Source organism: Demequina sp. (assembly GCF_047975725.1).
GTDB lineage: Bacteria > Actinomycetota > Actinomycetes > Actinomycetales > Demequinaceae > Demequina.
In genome coordinates this window covers 46209-61079 of the sequence record NZ_JBKEED010000012.1, presented here as the reverse complement: position 1 = coordinate 61079, position 14871 = coordinate 46209, and the positions used below count along the sequence as shown (strand labels likewise).

General features: G+C 68.3%; 13 protein-coding genes. 5 read left to right on the top strand and 8 right to left on the bottom strand.

All coding sequences use genetic code 11. The features are described from left to right. The 4 genes from ACK5NO_RS04035 to mraZ all read right to left on the bottom strand — a co-directional run bounded on the left by ACK5NO_RS04035 (position 1) and on the right by mraZ (position 3920). Positions 1–1764, bottom strand: coding sequence for a peptidoglycan D,D-transpeptidase FtsI family protein (locus ACK5NO_RS04035; protein ID WP_416811384.1), 1764 nt, complete (start codon positions 1762–1764; stop codon positions 1–3). A 203-nt stretch (positions 1765–1967) separates the two neighbouring features. Further along, positions 1968–2366 (bottom strand): hypothetical protein, encoded by a 399-nt coding sequence (locus tag ACK5NO_RS04030; protein ID WP_416811383.1) that lies wholly within the window; start codon positions 2364–2366, stop codon positions 1968–1970. Further along, positions 2363–3346 (bottom strand): 16S rRNA (cytosine(1402)-N(4))-methyltransferase RsmH, encoded by a 984-nt coding sequence (gene rsmH / locus ACK5NO_RS04025; protein WP_416811382.1) that lies wholly within the window; start codon positions 3344–3346, stop codon positions 2363–2365. Before rsmH ends, ACK5NO_RS04030 begins: the two co-directional genes overlap by 4 nt. 106 nt (positions 3347–3452) lie before the next feature. Further along, the gene (gene mraZ, locus ACK5NO_RS04020) at positions 3453–3920 is read right to left on the bottom strand and encodes a division/cell wall cluster transcriptional repressor MraZ (protein ID WP_416811381.1); all 468 of its coding nucleotides are present in this window, start codon (positions 3918–3920) and stop codon (positions 3453–3455) included. A 235-nt stretch (positions 3921–4155) separates the two neighbouring features. Here mraZ and ACK5NO_RS04015 point away from each other — a divergent pair, with 235 nt between their 5' ends. From ACK5NO_RS04015 to ACK5NO_RS04005, 3 genes are read left to right on the top strand one after another with little or no spacing between them, the layout of a single operon-like run. Next, complete coding sequence (locus ACK5NO_RS04015) at positions 4156–5172, top strand: AAA family ATPase (RefSeq protein ID WP_416811380.1); 1017 nt, start codon at positions 4156–4158, stop codon at positions 5170–5172. A gap of 14 nt (positions 5173–5186) precedes the next feature. Then, positions 5187–6500 (top strand): DUF58 domain-containing protein, encoded by a 1314-nt coding sequence (locus tag ACK5NO_RS04010; protein WP_416811379.1) that lies wholly within the window; start codon positions 5187–5189, stop codon positions 6498–6500. A 32-nt stretch (positions 6501–6532) separates the two neighbouring features. Next, positions 6533–8686: a transglutaminaseTgpA domain-containing protein gene (locus ACK5NO_RS04005; RefSeq protein ID WP_416811378.1), complete on the top strand. Its 2154-nt coding sequence runs from the start codon at positions 6533–6535 to the stop codon at positions 8684–8686. A gap of 106 nt (positions 8687–8792) precedes the next feature. Here the strand turns inward: ACK5NO_RS04005 and ACK5NO_RS04000 are convergent, their stop codons facing one another. Then, entirely contained in the window at positions 8793–9179 is a 387-nt protein-coding gene (locus ACK5NO_RS04000; protein WP_416811377.1) for a DUF3040 domain-containing protein, read from the bottom strand. Between the two features lie 92 nt (positions 9180–9271). On the opposite strand from ACK5NO_RS04000, the gene ACK5NO_RS03995 reads away from it, so the two are divergent. Continuing rightward, positions 9272–10054, top strand: coding sequence for a spermidine synthase (locus tag ACK5NO_RS03995; protein WP_416811376.1), 783 nt, complete (start codon positions 9272–9274; stop codon positions 10052–10054). Positions 10055–10329: 275 nt separating this feature from the next. On the opposite strand, the gene ACK5NO_RS03990 is transcribed toward ACK5NO_RS03995, so the two are convergent. Continuing rightward, positions 10330–10533 (bottom strand): cold-shock protein, encoded by a 204-nt coding sequence (locus tag ACK5NO_RS03990; RefSeq protein ID WP_416811375.1) that lies wholly within the window; start codon positions 10531–10533, stop codon positions 10330–10332. A 139-nt stretch (positions 10534–10672) separates the two neighbouring features. Beyond that, positions 10673–11596 carry a proteasome assembly chaperone family protein gene (locus ACK5NO_RS03985; protein ID WP_416811374.1) on the bottom strand — a complete coding sequence of 308 codons (924 nt, stop codon included), beginning with the start codon at positions 11594–11596 and terminating at the stop codon, positions 10673–10675. A gap of 211 nt (positions 11597–11807) precedes the next feature. Between ACK5NO_RS03985 and ACK5NO_RS03980 the strand changes: the two genes are divergently transcribed. Beyond that, positions 11808–14039, top strand: coding sequence for a HelD family protein (locus tag ACK5NO_RS03980; protein WP_416811373.1), 2232 nt, complete (start codon positions 11808–11810; stop codon positions 14037–14039). Positions 14040–14066: 27 nt separating this feature from the next. Here ACK5NO_RS03980 and ACK5NO_RS03975 read toward each other — a convergent pair whose 3' ends face one another. After that, positions 14067–14867, bottom strand: coding sequence for a peptidase (locus ACK5NO_RS03975; RefSeq protein WP_416811372.1), 801 nt, complete (start codon positions 14865–14867; stop codon positions 14067–14069). Positions 14868–14871: the final 4 nt, after the last annotated feature.

Below are 14871 nucleotides of genomic sequence, written 5' to 3'. Positions count from 1 at the left end.
TCACTCCCAAGTGGTCGGATACATCTCTTCCGCCGGGCCGGAGGGCGCGACGCGCAAGGCCTGAAGGGCGAATGACGTGACGTCGGAGAACACCGGCGCCGCCACCTCGCCACCCCAGATCGAGCTCTTCGGGTCGAAGAGGATGACGGATACGACAATACGCGGGTCATCGGCCGGGGCGATGCCCACGAACGACGCCACGATGCGTGTGAGCTTGCCCGTCTCGTCAGGTGCCTGGGCAGTTCCAGTCTTGCCCGCCACTCGATAGCCATCGATCTTGGCGAGCTTGCCCGTGCCAGACTCCGTCACGTCTTCGAGCATCAGCATGACCTGGGCGGCGGTCTCCTCGGAGACGACCCTCACACCCTCGGACGTTTCGCGCTCCACGAAGGTGCCGTCAGCCTGCTGGAAGCCCTTGACGATCGTGGGCTGCAGGCGCACTCCCCCATTGGCGATGGTCTGGAACACCTGGCTGTTCTGCAGGGCCGTCACCGACACACCCTGGCCGTACAGGACCGCCCACTTGGTGCGACCGTCCCAGTCCTTCCAGTGGTGAAGAATGCCTGCCGACTCGGAGGGCATGCCTACGCCCGTCTTGGATCCGAGGCCGAAGGCCTCGAGATACTCGTAGCGTTGCTCCTCCGTCAGCCCCTCACCCACCTGGACCGTGCCGGTGTTCGACGACTTCGCGAGGATCCCTGCGAGAGTGAGCTTCTGGTCGCCGTAGTCGTGCGAGTCCTTAAAGGTCTGGTTGTTGGCAGTCGTGTACTCGTAGGGGGCGACATACCTCGTGGTCGGTGTCGCGATGCCTTCTTCCAAGGCCGCCGCCACCGTGATCACCTTGGCTGTCGAGCCGGGCTCGAAGACGTCTTCGACGGCGCGTGAGCCTCGCGATGACGCATCGGTGGCCCCGGGGTCATTGGGATCGACAGTTCCGGAGTCCGCAAGCGTGAGGAACTCGCCGGTCGTGACGTCCTGGATCGTGACGATGCCGCTCGAGGCACCCGTCTGGGCCACGGCCTCATCCAGCCGCTGCTGCGTGTAGTACTGGATGTCGCGATCGAGGGTGAGCACGACGTCCGAACCGGGAACCGCCGCCTCCTCTTCGAGCACGCCGGTCGGGATGACAGTGCCATCAGTACCGCGCTCGTAGGTCAACGAACCAGGAGTGCCCAGCAACTCATCCTCGAACGAGGCCTCGATACCAGCCAAGCCCCAGTCGTTGCCCTGTTGATCCTCGCGGCCGCCGACGAAGCCCACGATGTTGCCTGCGATATCCCCGTTGGGGTACAGCCGCTCAGTCACCTTCTCGCGGTCGATGCCAGCAATCTTCTCGTCCGCGATCAGCGACCAGGTTTCGGGGGTCACGTACTTGGCGATGTACTTGAACGTCGCGTCGCCGACGAGGTCGACGGCCAGCTCGGACTCGCTCACCCCGAGGATGGGCGCAAGGATGGCGGCGGCGTCGAGGGCACCTTCGGCCACCACCTGCTTGTCTTCGATGCGCTGCCATTCGGCGAGCTTCTGCTGGTTGACGAAGACGTGGTAGCGCTCGGCCGAGGTGGCCAGCACCACGCCATTGCGGTCCACGATGTCGGCACGCAGCGGCTCGCTCGTGGTGGTCGACAGTCGGTTCTCAAGTGCCGCGGTCGACAGCTCAGCGGCGTTGACGCCCTGGATCATGACTAGCCGGCCCGCGAAGACGGCCAGCAGCACCAAACTCAGCGCGGTGATGAAGAACTGCCGCCTGCGAGGTTCGCCCACCTGAGCACCGACCGGCGCCCCAACGCGGACCGTGCGGGCCTTCACCGGGCGCGGCCCTGCAGGCCTGCCGCCCTGGTGGCCCGAGGCTGCCGTTCGCTTGGGCGTGTGCCGAGGGCGGGCGCCCTGCCCGCCCGGCCGAGCGGCCCCGCGCGAGCCTGCCCGCGCATCGGGCCGGCGGCGCGGCGTGCCCTCGTCGTCCGCCATCAGCCCTTGCCCTGCTGAAGCACCGCACCATCAGTGAGGGAGATAAAGCCACGGGTATCCGCGAGTTCCATGCCGAGCGCCGATGCTGCCGCGGCCAGGTGCGTGGGCGAGGAGTTGGCCTCGAGTTCACTCACCAGCGAAGCCCGCTGCTGGTGCAACTGGGCGATCTCGATCTTGAGTGCCCGGCGCTCGTACGCACCCTGGGACATCGTCGTGTTGATCAGCAGCACCGCCGTCAGTGCTCCCACCACGATCAGCAGGCACGTCCACGCGAAGGGCACGAGCGACCGCGCCTGCTCCGGCGCGGCAACGGCCGCGAGATGCGGTCGCGTTGCGGCCGCCTTGCGCGGCTGAACCGGGACGGCCGGCGTGGGCCTCCTCAACGGTGCGGCACTCATGAAACCCTCCTCAAGCGAGACGGCGGGGTGGGACGGAGACGTTCGACGGCGCGCAGGCGCACGGGCTTGGACCGGGGGTTCGACTCGGCTTCCGCAGCGTCGGCCTTCTCTGCGCCGCGCGTGAGCGAACGCAGGTACGGCTGGTGCTCCTCGGGGACGACAGGGAGTCCCGGCGGAGCCGACGACGTGGTGCCGTGGGCAAACGCGACCTTGACGATCCGGTCCTCGAGCGACTGATACGACATCACCACCACGCGCCCAGCGACACCCACGCCCTCGACGGCCGCAGGGATCGCGGCCTCGAGCACCTCAAGTTCGCGGTTGACGGCGATGCGCAGCGCTTGGAAGGTGCGCTTGGCAGGGTTGGAGCCCGGCTGGCGCGTGGCGGCGGGGATGCAGGCGCGCACGATGTCGGTGAGTTCAGCGCTGCGAGTGATCGGCGAGGTGTCTCTGCGCCGCACGATGGACTCAGCAATACGCGCGGCGAAGCGCTCCTCGCCGTACTCGCGCAGGATCCGGGTGAGTTCGCGCTGGTCGGCGTCGCGCAGAATGTCCGCGGCGGTCGTAGGGTCCTCGCGGTTCATGCGCATGTCCAACGGAGCGTCCTGCGCGTAAGAGAAGCCACGATCGGCCTCGTCGATCTGGAGCGAAGACACGCCCAGGTCGAGCAGGATCCCGTCGGCGTGCGTCGCGCCAACGCGCGCCAAGGCCCCGGCGATGTCGTCGTACTCGGCGTGGTGGGCCACGAACCGGTCGCCAAAGCGTGCCAGCCGCTCGGACGCGAGCGCGATGGCGTCCTTGTCGCGGTCAATACCGACCACGCGCGCTTGGGGGCACTGCTCGAGGATCGCCTCAGTGTGACCGCCCATGCCGAGCGTGCCGTCGATGGCCACCGCTCCTTCGTGGGCGAGCGCGGGGGCGAGCAAGTCGACGCACCGCTGCAGCATCACCGGCTGGTGACGCGACGCCGCATCGGTCATGACCCCTCCCCTCGTGTGAGTCCGTGATCCGAGGTCTCCCTCCGGCTCTCTGTCGGGGGGAAGTCCGTCAGAGTCGCGCGGGAGGAGGCCACGGGCCACGGTGCTGTTACATGTCGTCGAAAACTTCTGCTGCGGTGGCGGCGTAGTCCTCTTCGCCGTCCACCAGGTACTGCTCCCAGGTCGCCGCATCCCAGATCTCCACCCGAGAACCCATGCCCACGACAGCAACCTCGCGCTCGATGCCCGCGTACCGCCGCAGCGGGGCGCTGAGCAAGATGCGGCCTTGCTTGTCGGGGATGTCGTCCTGGGCGTGGCCAAGGAAGTTGCGCAGGTAGTCACGTGCGCGCTTGTTCTCCAGCGGAGCGCGTCGCAGCCGGTCGTGGATGGCGGCGAACTCGTCCAAAGGGAACAGAAACACGCAACGGTCGAGCCCGCGCGTGGCAACCAGACCAGTGGCGAGCCGACCCCGGAATTTCGCCGGAAGAATCAGCCGCCCCTTGTCATCGAGCCGTGGCGTGAACGTGCCAAGGAAGACCCCTGTAGGGCCCAGGCCGTGCGCCGCCAGATCTGACACTCGACCTCACCTCCCAACGCCACGACTCGCCAGTTGGCCCCACTTTACTCCACTTCACCCCACAAACTGCGAGATGGAGCGAGATTGTGAGCCTGACAGCAACATCATCGCAGGTAATTTGGCAGTATGTGCGGTGGAGGGAATTTGCTCGAACGAAACGGTCCGAGAGTGTCGTGCCCATATCGCCGCGCGCCGCCATCCCCTAGGCTCAGGACAGAGTTGCAAAGGAGCGTCCATGTCCGACCCGCTGCCCACAGAGGCGGAACTTGCTGCCGTAGCCGACCTCACCGGTCGCATCCGAACCTCGATCGCTACCGTGCTGTCTGGCCTAGATCAGGCGATCTCGGCGACTCTCGCGACGGTGTTGGCGCAAGGGCACCTGCTGATGGAGGACGTCCCCGGCGTGGGCAAGACCACGCTCGCGCGTGCGTTCGCCGCAAGCATCGACTGCAGCGTGGGACGCCTGCAGTTCACGCCGGACCTGCTCCCGTCCGACGTGACGGGCGTGTCGATCTTCCGCGCCCACGAGCACCGCTTCGAGTTCCGCCCGGGCCCCATTTTCGCCAACGTCGTCATCGCTGACGAGATCAACCGCGCCTCCCCCAAGACCCAAGCGGCTCTGCTGGAGTCCATGCAGGAACGCGCGGTCACGGTAGACGGCGAGACGCGCGAACTCGCAGCGCCGTTTCTGGTGGTCGCGACGCAGAACCCCGTCGAGATGGAAGGCACCTACCCGCTTCCCGAGGCTCAGCGTGACCGCTTCATGGCCCAGGTATCGGTGGGGTACCCCGAGGCGCGGGCCGAGATGGCGATGCTCGACCTCCACGACGGACATGAGCCGTTGCGGGAACTCACGCCCGTCGCCGACGCGAGCGAACTGCTCGCGGCAATCGATGTCGCCAGGCGCATCTACGCCGCCCCGGCGGTCAAGCAGTACATCGTTGACCTCGTCTCGGCCACCCGTACCGACCCAGCGTTGCGCCTAGGAGCCTCCCCGCGAGCCTCGCTCCAGCTGCTCGCCGCAGCAAAGGCGAGGGCCGCGATGGCCGCGCGCAATCACGTGCTCCCGGACGATGTGAAGGCCCTCGCGGTGTCAGTGCTCGCGCACCGGCTCATCGTGTCGACTGAGTCGCGGCTCGCGGGCCGCACGGCCCAGCAGATTACTCGGGACCTCGTGTCCATGACGGCGGTGCCGACCGCCGCGAAGGATGCCCCCGTCCGCCGTGAGGCGGCCGTGGTCCGTGCCCCCTGACCCTCGGGCGCACCATGAGTTCCTCCACCACGCACCCCTCTCGCGCCGCGGCCTCGAGCGGTGCCGCCAAGCGCGGCAAGACCCAGATGACCGCACGGGGCGCAGGCATGCTTGCCTGTGGGGTCCTGCTCACGGTGCTGGGGGTCGGACTCGCCACACCCGTGCTGGTGCATATCGGTGTGGTGGTGACCTGCGCCGTCACGGTGGCATGGATCTGGGTTCTGCTCGCGGTGGACTCGTTCCTGCGCGCCTTTCCTCATGCCCGCAGGGTGGTGACCCCTCACCCGCTGACGGCGGGCGGCCCCGGCTCGGTCTCCGTGGTCATCGAGTCGACTCGTGCCCGACGCAAACGGTGGGTGTCGTCGGTGGCCGACCGCCTCGACATTCGGGAGCAGGCCGCCGCTGAACTGACAGGGGGAATCGGGACCAAAGCCACCGTGATGCGTGAGCCAGGCCGGCTCGAACTCTCCTATGCGCTTCACCCCGCACGGCGGGGTCGCTGGCCGCTCGGCCCTTCGCTGGTGCGCAGCGCCGACCCGTTCGGCATGTTCGTCTCGAGTACCCCGGTCGGTCAGCCGCAGCTCGTCCCCGTCTGGCCAGCGGTGGTCGACTTGTCGGCCACCGCGGGTGCCCTCATGGGCCACGCCGACCGCATTGTGCTCGGAGCCCGCACCCCGTCGCCCGACGACGCGTCCTTGCGCGACTACCGCGAAGGAGACGACCTGCGCCGCGTCCACTGGCCGTCGACAGCACGGCGCGGCACCATGCTGGTGCGTTCCGACGAGCGGGCCGGCCGGCGCCCGGCGACGGTCATCATTGACTTGCCGCGTGAGCCTGCGGCACTCGAGCGCACCATCAGTGCGGCGGCATCCATTGCGGTGTCGGTGCTCGACTCCGGCCATCCCGTCCGCCTGCTGGGCGCCGGGCTGCATGCGCAGTCGTCGCGCCACCTGGGCGAACATGGAACGGCAGCCGCACGGTTCCACCTGCTCAACGAGACGGTCGACCTGGTCGCCCCCGCGACAAGAGCTGCGGCGTCCGCCCAACTCATCACCGCGGCGATGCTCGCCGCGGACGAGGCCACGCAGGGCGAAGTGACGGTGGCCATCGTCGAGCCGCTTGAAAGGGCAGCCCTCGACGCGCTAGCGCCGCTGGGCGATGCGGGTCGCGCGTGGGCTCTCGTTCGTGCCGACGGGATCCTTGGCGACGACGCACGCTTCACCGTGAAGTCGTTGCGACGCTCGGGATGGCGGGCCATGACCGTCCGCGCTCAAGACGACCTCGCAGAGCTGTGGACTCGGATACTGACCGCGGGTGACATCGAATGAGATCCACGTTCAGCGCCCGCTCTCCATGGCTCGTGAGCCCTCTCATCGGGCTGTGCACGTGGCTGGGGCTCTTTGGCCTGTCAGCAATGATCGTTCCTGGCATCTGGCTTCGCACCGTGGCGACAGCGATCGCCGTGACCTGCGTGGCAGTGATGGCGGTGCGGCTGCTGTCTTCTTCCCGAGTTCTCCCCACGCTGGCCGGCGCACTCGCAGCCGTCGCCGTCATGGTGCCGCTGTTCGTGAGGAACGACGACGGCTCACGCAGGCTACTGCCCACGCCCGGCGCTCTTCGCGAGCTAGGAGCCGTCCTCGAGCGCGGGGTCGACTACGCCACGACCACCTACGCGCCAGCGCCCATCAGCCTCGACCTCTGCGCGGTCGTCACGGCAGGCGCATTGGTGCTGTTTCTGGCGGCCGAACACGTCGCGGTGTCGTGGCGTGCCACCGCCTCGTCCGGCCTGTTGCTGGTGCTGCCGTGGCTGCCGGCCGTGGTGTTCCAACAGCGCGTACCCTCCGCCGCGCTCCTCGTGGCGCTCGTCGCGTGGCTCATGGCCCTCGCACTGTCGAGAAAGACCGCAGGCGTGGAGTCACGGCCGTCGCCGAGCGGCGCCGTCGTCGCCACAGCCGCCACCATGGGAATCGCGTTACTCGTAGCCCCCACCGCCTTGGGCGGGTTGGGCTGGGGCAGTTTTCCGCGCATCGACGCGCCGTCATCACCTGACACCGCCACTCGCTTAGACCTCGACCTCGACCTGCGCAACTCGCTCACCTCGAACTCGACCACGCCCATTCTGATCTACGAGGCCCATGGCCGCCGTCCCGACGCCTTCCGGCTGTACGCACTGACCGACTTCGACGGCGCCCGCTGGGCGCGTGAGGCCACTGATATACCGAGCACCCTGGCGAGCTCGGGCATGTTGTGGACTCAGCCCGTCGAGGATTGGGACAACCGCGAGCGCCAACGCGTCGACATCCAAGTGCTGGGGCTCGAAGAAACCAACCTGCCCATGCCTCCCACTCCCCGTACCGTCGACGTCGACGGGCCGTGGTTCTACGACGCCGAACGCGACGAGGTGGTGGGCAACGGGGCCACCAGCCGCGACGTGCAGTACTCCGTGGTGACGGATCACGACTACACGTCCGCAGACGACCTCCGTGCCGCGCAGGAAGCTATCGACGCTGGCGAGGATCCGACTGACCCTCGCTACCTTGACCTCGCCGCGGCCATGGACGACAGTCGCGTCGCCGCCCTGACGGCGGAGGTCACCGCTGAGGCCGACACGCGCTACGACGCGGCGATGGCCATCCAGCAGTTCCTGCGCGACCCCACCGAGTTCAGCTACGACACGGCAGTGACCCCCCGTGGCGGTGACTCGGTGTCCGCATTTCTCGATAGCCGCTCCGGATACTGCGTGCAGTTCGCCACCACGATGATCGCGATGGCGCGCTCGATCGGCATCCCCGCGCGCATGGCGGTGGGGTTCCTCGCGGGCGAACTCAACGACGACGGCGCTTACGTGGTCTACGGCGCAGACGCGCACGCGTGGCCGGAGTTGTGGTTCCCTGGCGTGGGCTGGGTGCGGTTCGAGCCGACGCCCGGCGTCCAGACTGGCGCACCTCCCACCTACGCCGATCCCACCGCGGGACAGGCGGTGAACCCACAGGTGCCGCTGCCGGGTCTCGACACGCCCGCGACCCCGCAACCTCAGGTGCCCATCGACCGGCCCGGCACCGACCTGGGTGCGGGTGCCGAAGAGTCACCGTTGCTGTCGGGCTGGGTTCTGGCGACCATCGTGGTCCTCGCGCTCGCGGCCGTCGCACTGGCGGGGGCGTGGTGGTGGTGGCGCCGTGGCCGCGCCGGCGCCTTGCGTAGGTCTGCGCGCGACGCGGAACAGGTGTGGGACCACCTCAGGGACGAACTTCCTGAGCCGATGCGCTGGCCACTCACGCTCACCCCGCACGAGGCCGCCGCTCACCTCGACGAGGCGTTCGCGACCCTCGGCGGTCGCCTGACTCCCCACGCGCGTGAGGCGTTCGCACGGCTTTCCCTGGCAGTGTCCGATCAGCGCTACTCGCCAGCGGGATCGACCGTCGACATTGTCGACCTGCGCGCCTGTGCTGACACGGTCAGGACCGAAGCGACCGCAGTTGAAGTCGAGTCCAGGCGCGTCGACGCAAGGGACTGAGCGCACAGACCTGAACGCACCGACCTCAACGCGCGGGACCGAGCCCACTGATGTGTGCGCGCCCTGCCCGTCTGGATCAGTGGGGCGCGGCCGTGGCGGTAGCGGCCTAGAAGTCGCCGGTCTCCCGACGGCGCTCAAACCGCTCCTCCATGCGCTTCATGAAGTCCTTGTGCTCCTTGGGCGCCTGGCGCTTGGAGGGCCCAGCCTGACGTGGGGCCTGCGGCGAGGACGGTACGGGCTTCTTGCGCGGTGCAAGCAGCGCCCACAGTGCGACGCCGGCCATGATGACAAAGCCCACAATGCCCACGAGTACCTGCTGAGACATCACGCCCAGCAAGATCACGCACAGGCCCAGCAGCACTCCCCCGACGCCGATCACGACGCGTGCCGGCGTGCGCGGACCACGCGTCATGGCGCGATGCAGCGAAGGGTCCTGCCCAAGATCCTGCTCGAGCTGGTCCAGCACGCGCTGCTCGTATTCAGACAGCGGCATGATGACCTCCTTCACAATGCAACCGGCGAATGTTCGTAGTCTAGTTCGAAGTCACCCCGACGTACTAGCCGGGGGCCACAAGGAGAAGCCACATGCCCCGATCAGACGCCACGCGCGTCATCGCGCCAGACGTTCCTCGGGATGTCGCCGTCCCCATCGCCACCGGAACGGTGCGTCTGACGGATGATCCAGATGGGTCAACGACTGTATGGGTCAATGAGGTTCCCAGTTCTTCGATGCGGCTCGATCCGACCGTGCTTGACTTCGAGTACATGCGCCATTTTGCCGCCGCCATCGCGGCGTGGGGACCTCCCGCAAAACTGCTCGCGCTCCATGCAGGTGCCGGCGTGTGCACCATGGCGCGGCACCTGAGCCACGCCTACCCCGACTCCCGTCACATCGCGGTCGACATCGACACCACGCTGCCCGACCTCGCGCGCCAGTGGTGGGACCTGCCCCGTGCGCCGCAACTACGCGTTCGCGCACAGGATGGGTCGGCGGCCGTGGTGGAACGCCACGACGACTCGCTCGACCTGATCCTGCGTGACGCGTTCGCTGGCGACTCCACGCCTGTGTCCATGGCCGACGAGCACTGGTGGACGCACGCCCGTCGAGTGGTGAGGCCAGGTGGGCTCGTGCTCGCGAACGTGAAGTACGTGCCCCAGCAGCGCAACCATGCGCCCGACGTTGCGGCCGCACGCGCGATCTTCCGCGACGTGGTCGCGGTGGGCGAGCCTGCGGTGCTCAAGGGAAAGCGGCGCGGCAACGTGGTGATCGTGGCCAGCGACGGCATCGATCTGGACGCACTGCGCCGCTACGCGGCCTCGGCACCGCTGCCCACCGGTGTTGACCCGTCCTGGCCCGGCCAGCGCTGACCCGCCCAAGCCTCCCCCGCCCCAGCGCCTCCCGCCCCACGACCCACGCCGCCACCCACGCCCACCCATCCGGTTGATACCCGCCTAAACGGGATCTGGCACCCGGGCGCGAGCCTGATACCCGGCTCGACGCGTGCGACGGGAAGGGGCACCCGCGCGCGCACCCAGCCCGCGCATCGGCCCTGCGGGACGCCACCCCGGCCGGACATGCCAGAAGGCCGCCGCCCCGTAAGGGACGACGGCCTTCTGTTCTAAGTCTGCCTAGAGGGTGCAGATCAGAGCGGACGAACCGCTTCCGCCTGCGGACCCTTGGGGCCCTCGGTCACGTCGAACTCGACGCGCTGAGCCTCCTCGAGCGACTTGTAGCCGTCGGACTGGATCGCCGAGTAGTGCACGAAGACGTCGGCGCCGCCGCCGTCCTGTGCAATAAAGCCGTAGCCCTTCTCAGCGTTGAACCACTTCACAGAGCCCTGTGCCATGCATGTTTCCTATCGTTACTGCCCGGGTGACGGGAAGCGCAACACCGTGCCGCGCTTGTCGCCGCAATGCCGCGTCCCGGGTCTAGACGACCGGATCTTGCACACTACGTGATTGCAACCAGTACAAGCATGGCACGAATCACGCTCCAGGGGGAGTGTCTCCTCGCTGTTGTTGGAGAAAACGCTCGAACTCGGCGCCCAACTCCTCGGCAGACGGCAGCGGGCCGTCGAGTCCAATCGCGCCCTCGCGCTGGTCCAGATAGGCGTCGTACTGTTCTTCGAGCTGAGTCACGAGCGCCTGTACCTCTTGCGATTCGGTAGCCTGGCGAGTGATCTCCTCCTGCGCACGCGCGGCCTCGTCGTCGAGGGCATCCGTCGACAACGCGAGTCCCGAGATGTCCTCGAGCACTTCCATGGCCTTCTGCGCGGCCTGCGGGTACGGCGACTGCGCGAGGTAGTGAGGCACATGCACCGCGACATTGATGGCCGCGAGGCCCCACTGACCAAAGCGGTACTCCATGACGTTCTGCGCGCTCGCAGGGACGGTCACCGTTCCGAATAGGCTCGGGGCGTCCGGGAGCAGGTCTTGCGACGTGCCGTGCACGGTGGCGGTCAACGGCCTGGTGTGCGGGGCCGCCATGGGAATGCCATACGCACCGAGCACCAGTTCCACGCCCAAGCGCTCGGTGATCTGGCGCACCGCACGCACGTACCCCTCCCAGCGCACGTCCGGCTCGAAGCCGTGCAACAGCAGGAACGGGGTTGCCTCGGCATCGGTCACGAGGTCCAGGTCCAGGTGGGGCTCGTCGTAGGCCGTCCACTCGTTCACCGAGAAGGTCATTTCAGGGCGGCGCGAGCGGTAGTCGAGCAACTGGTCGATGTCGAACGAGGCCACGCGCACCGGCTCGGCCTCCTCGAGAATGTGCTGGGCCACGAGGGCTCCGGCTCGACCCGCGTCGATGAACCCGCGCAGCGAGTGCATGAGGACGGCACCCTCCTGCGGGGCGACGGCGGCCCAAGCCGCGACGCCTTCCGGGTACCAGGTGACAAGTGGGGATTCCATAGTTGTTTCATCGTCTCACGACGGCGGCTCGTGGCCGCGCCGGCTGGGCGGCTTCACGCTGACCGCGAAACCGGGGAGGGCCGATGCGCGAAGGACCTGCGTACAACGCCGTGCACATTGCGTCACACGGTGGTGGCGAGAGCGCCCCCCGACCGGGATAATGGATGACTGCCTCGAACCGGACGAGCACGAGGCTGCGAAGGGCTGACGCATGCAAGACGATCGCACCCTCGCTGCGGAGCGCCGCGGCCTGGATGCCGAACAGCACGTGGTGGACGGGCTGTACGCGCGACTGGATGAACTGCGCACCGAGGCCGGCAGACGCCTGGGTGAGGTCAGGCGCGAAGGCCCTTCGGGCTCCCCTCAGAACCGCTCGGAGCGTGACGCGTTCGCGACCTTGTACGAGGACCGTATCCAGCAGCTCGACGCCGTCGAGGACCGGCTGTGTTTTGGACGGCTCGACCTGAGCGACGGCGAGCGTTTCTATGTGGGGCGCATTGGACTGTCGGACGCCGACCACGCTCCCCTGCTGACGGACTGGCGCGCGCCCGCCGCGCAGGCCTTCTACTCCGCGACTGCAGCCAACCCCGGCGGTGTCGTCAATCGCCGCCACCTCACGACGAGGGGCCGCACCGTCGTAGCGGTCGAGGACGACGTGCTCGACGTCGAGCGCCTGCGAGAAGCCGGTCTCGAGGACTCGCTCGCGGGCGAAGGCGCGCTGCTGGCCGCCCTCGGCGCGCGCCGCACGGGACGCATGGGCGACATCGTCGCCACCATTCAGGCCGAACAGGACGACGTGATTCGCGCCCCCATGGCTGGCGCGCTCGTCGTCCAGGGCGGCCCCGGTACTGGCAAGACAGCCGTCGCGCTGCACCGAGCCGCATTCTTGCTCTACCACCACCGCGAGCAGCTCGAGCGCCGCGGTGTGTTGTTGATCGGCCCCTCCAAGGAGTTCCTGCGCTACATCGACCACGTGTTGCCGTCGCTGGGCGAGACCGGTGCGGTGTCGACCACCCTTGCCGGCCTGGTGCGCGGCACCGCGATCACTGGCGTTGAGGCCGATGCCGTGGCGTCCATCAAGGGCCGCACCGAGATGGCTCAGGTCATCCGGGCCGCCGTCCGCGAGCGCCAGCGTGCGCCCCGCAGGGATCAAGAAGTCCGCATCGATGGCCGCACCGTGGTGATCCGTCGCGCGGACGTCAAGGACGCCCAGGCGCGCGCCCGGCGCGACGGCAAGCCGCACAACGAGGCACGCAACGCCTTCGCCAAGGACATGATCGGGCGTCTCACGACGCAGCTCATGGAACAGCTCGAGACCCACCTGGACGCCGAGGACCGCGTCGAGCTCGAGCGCGACGTTCGCGACTCCAAGACCATCCGCATCGCCCTGAACCTGTGCTGGCTGCCGGTCTCGCCTGAGCAGCTCCTGCGCGACCTGTTCTCCAAGGCGCACCTACTCGACCACGCGGCCCCCTTCCTGTCGCGGCGCGAGCGTGACCGCCTGCTGCGCCCCGCATCGGCCCCCTTCACCGAAGCCGACGTGCCGCTGCTGGACGAGGCCGCCGAACTCTTGGGTGACATGCCCGGCGGGGCCCCGCGCTCGCGCGGCGACGAGGCCTCCGAGGAGGAGATCGCGTACGCCCGAGACGTGCTCGACACGTTCGGAGGTGGGGGCATGGTCACCGCCGAGTCGCTTGCGGCGCGCATGAAGGGCGGCCAGTCTCGCCTGACCGTCGCCGAGCGCGCCATCCGCGACCGCACCTGGACGTATGGCCACGTGGTGGTCGACGAGGCCCAGGAACTGTCCCCCATGGCCTGGCGCATGCTGCTGCGCCGTTGCCCCACCCGCTCATTCACCATCGTGGGCGACGTCGCGCAGGTCGCATCCGCCGCTGGCACACGCTGGTGGCCCGAAACCATGGATCCGTTGTTCGGTCAGTCGTGGAACCTGCGCGAGCTCACGGTGTCCTATCGCATCCCCGCAGCAGTCGCGCAGCGCGCTCAGGACTTCGCACGCGCCGTCAAGCTACCGGTGAGCGCCCTCACGGCCGCCCGCGAACTGGACGATGCGGTGGTGGCCACGCGCGTGGCCGCACCCGACGCTGTGGTCGACCAAGCGGTCGCCCTCGCGGCACGGCACGCCGCTCAGATGGCCGATGGCGACGGCGGACTGGTCGCGGTGATCGTGCCCGACGACATGCAGGTGCGGGCCCGCGCGGCATTCGCGGCTGCGTCAGGTGCGGGCGGGGCACCCGAGTGGAACGACACGGTCGAAGTGCACACGGCGCGTCAGACGAAGGGCCTCGAGTTCGACGTTGCGATCGTGGTCGAACCTGCGGCGATCGCCGAGGCTCGTGCTGGGGACCTATACGTCGCTCTCACGCGCCCCACGCGTCGGCTCGAGATGCTCCACGCCAGGGATCTGCCGCAGGGCTTGGCCTAGTCCGCATCCCCTTCGGGGTGCCCGGCCTCACTCTTGGCAGGGGCCGGCACCCGCGATCGCCAGACCCGCTCGGTCCCCCGGACCCCAGGTGACGAGCATGACGTTCTCTCCGTGCATCAGTTCGGTGTTGTCCTCGACGTGGGCGAGTCCCACCACGTGCGCCAGCTCGTGCATCACGACAGCTGCTGCGAGTGCCTCACCACGGTTGGACCCGAGCATCGTGGTGAAGTCCTCCGCATCCAGGATCATCGCGCCCGACTCGAGGTAGCGCTGATTGCCGTACGCACCGCTCACCGAACTGGAGCCGCCGAGACCCATCACCGAATCGGCAAGGTCCGGCACCTGCGCAGCGGTGCCCCAGCCCACGATGATGGGCGCAAATGCCTCTCCGTACCGGTCCTGGAACAGCGGCCGATCAAAGTCAGCGACCTCGTCCGTGGTGCCCTCGTACTCAAACACCAGCCCCGTGTGACGCGAGATGTCGGCCACCGCCGCGTGGATCATGTCCTCCGCGCCTTCGGGCATTCCTTGCGTGTTGTGGACCCACCGCAGCGGGCGGCACGGGTCGTAGCGCGTGGGTCCCTGATCGGGTTCCTCAAACATGAAGGCGTACTGGCCTTGCGAGTCGACAGGCACCTGCGCGGCCAGCCGGGTCGCCTCCCCCTCAGGCAACGGCACCCGCACCTGGGCGCCGTCAATCTCCAGCACGTTGCGCGGTTGACCGATCCGGTCCCAGGTCTCCCATTCGAAGCCCGTCGCCCAGCCGGTGACACCGATCGCCACCGCGCCTACGGCGATGATGACCGCCAGCCGCCCACCCGTGTTCATGCGG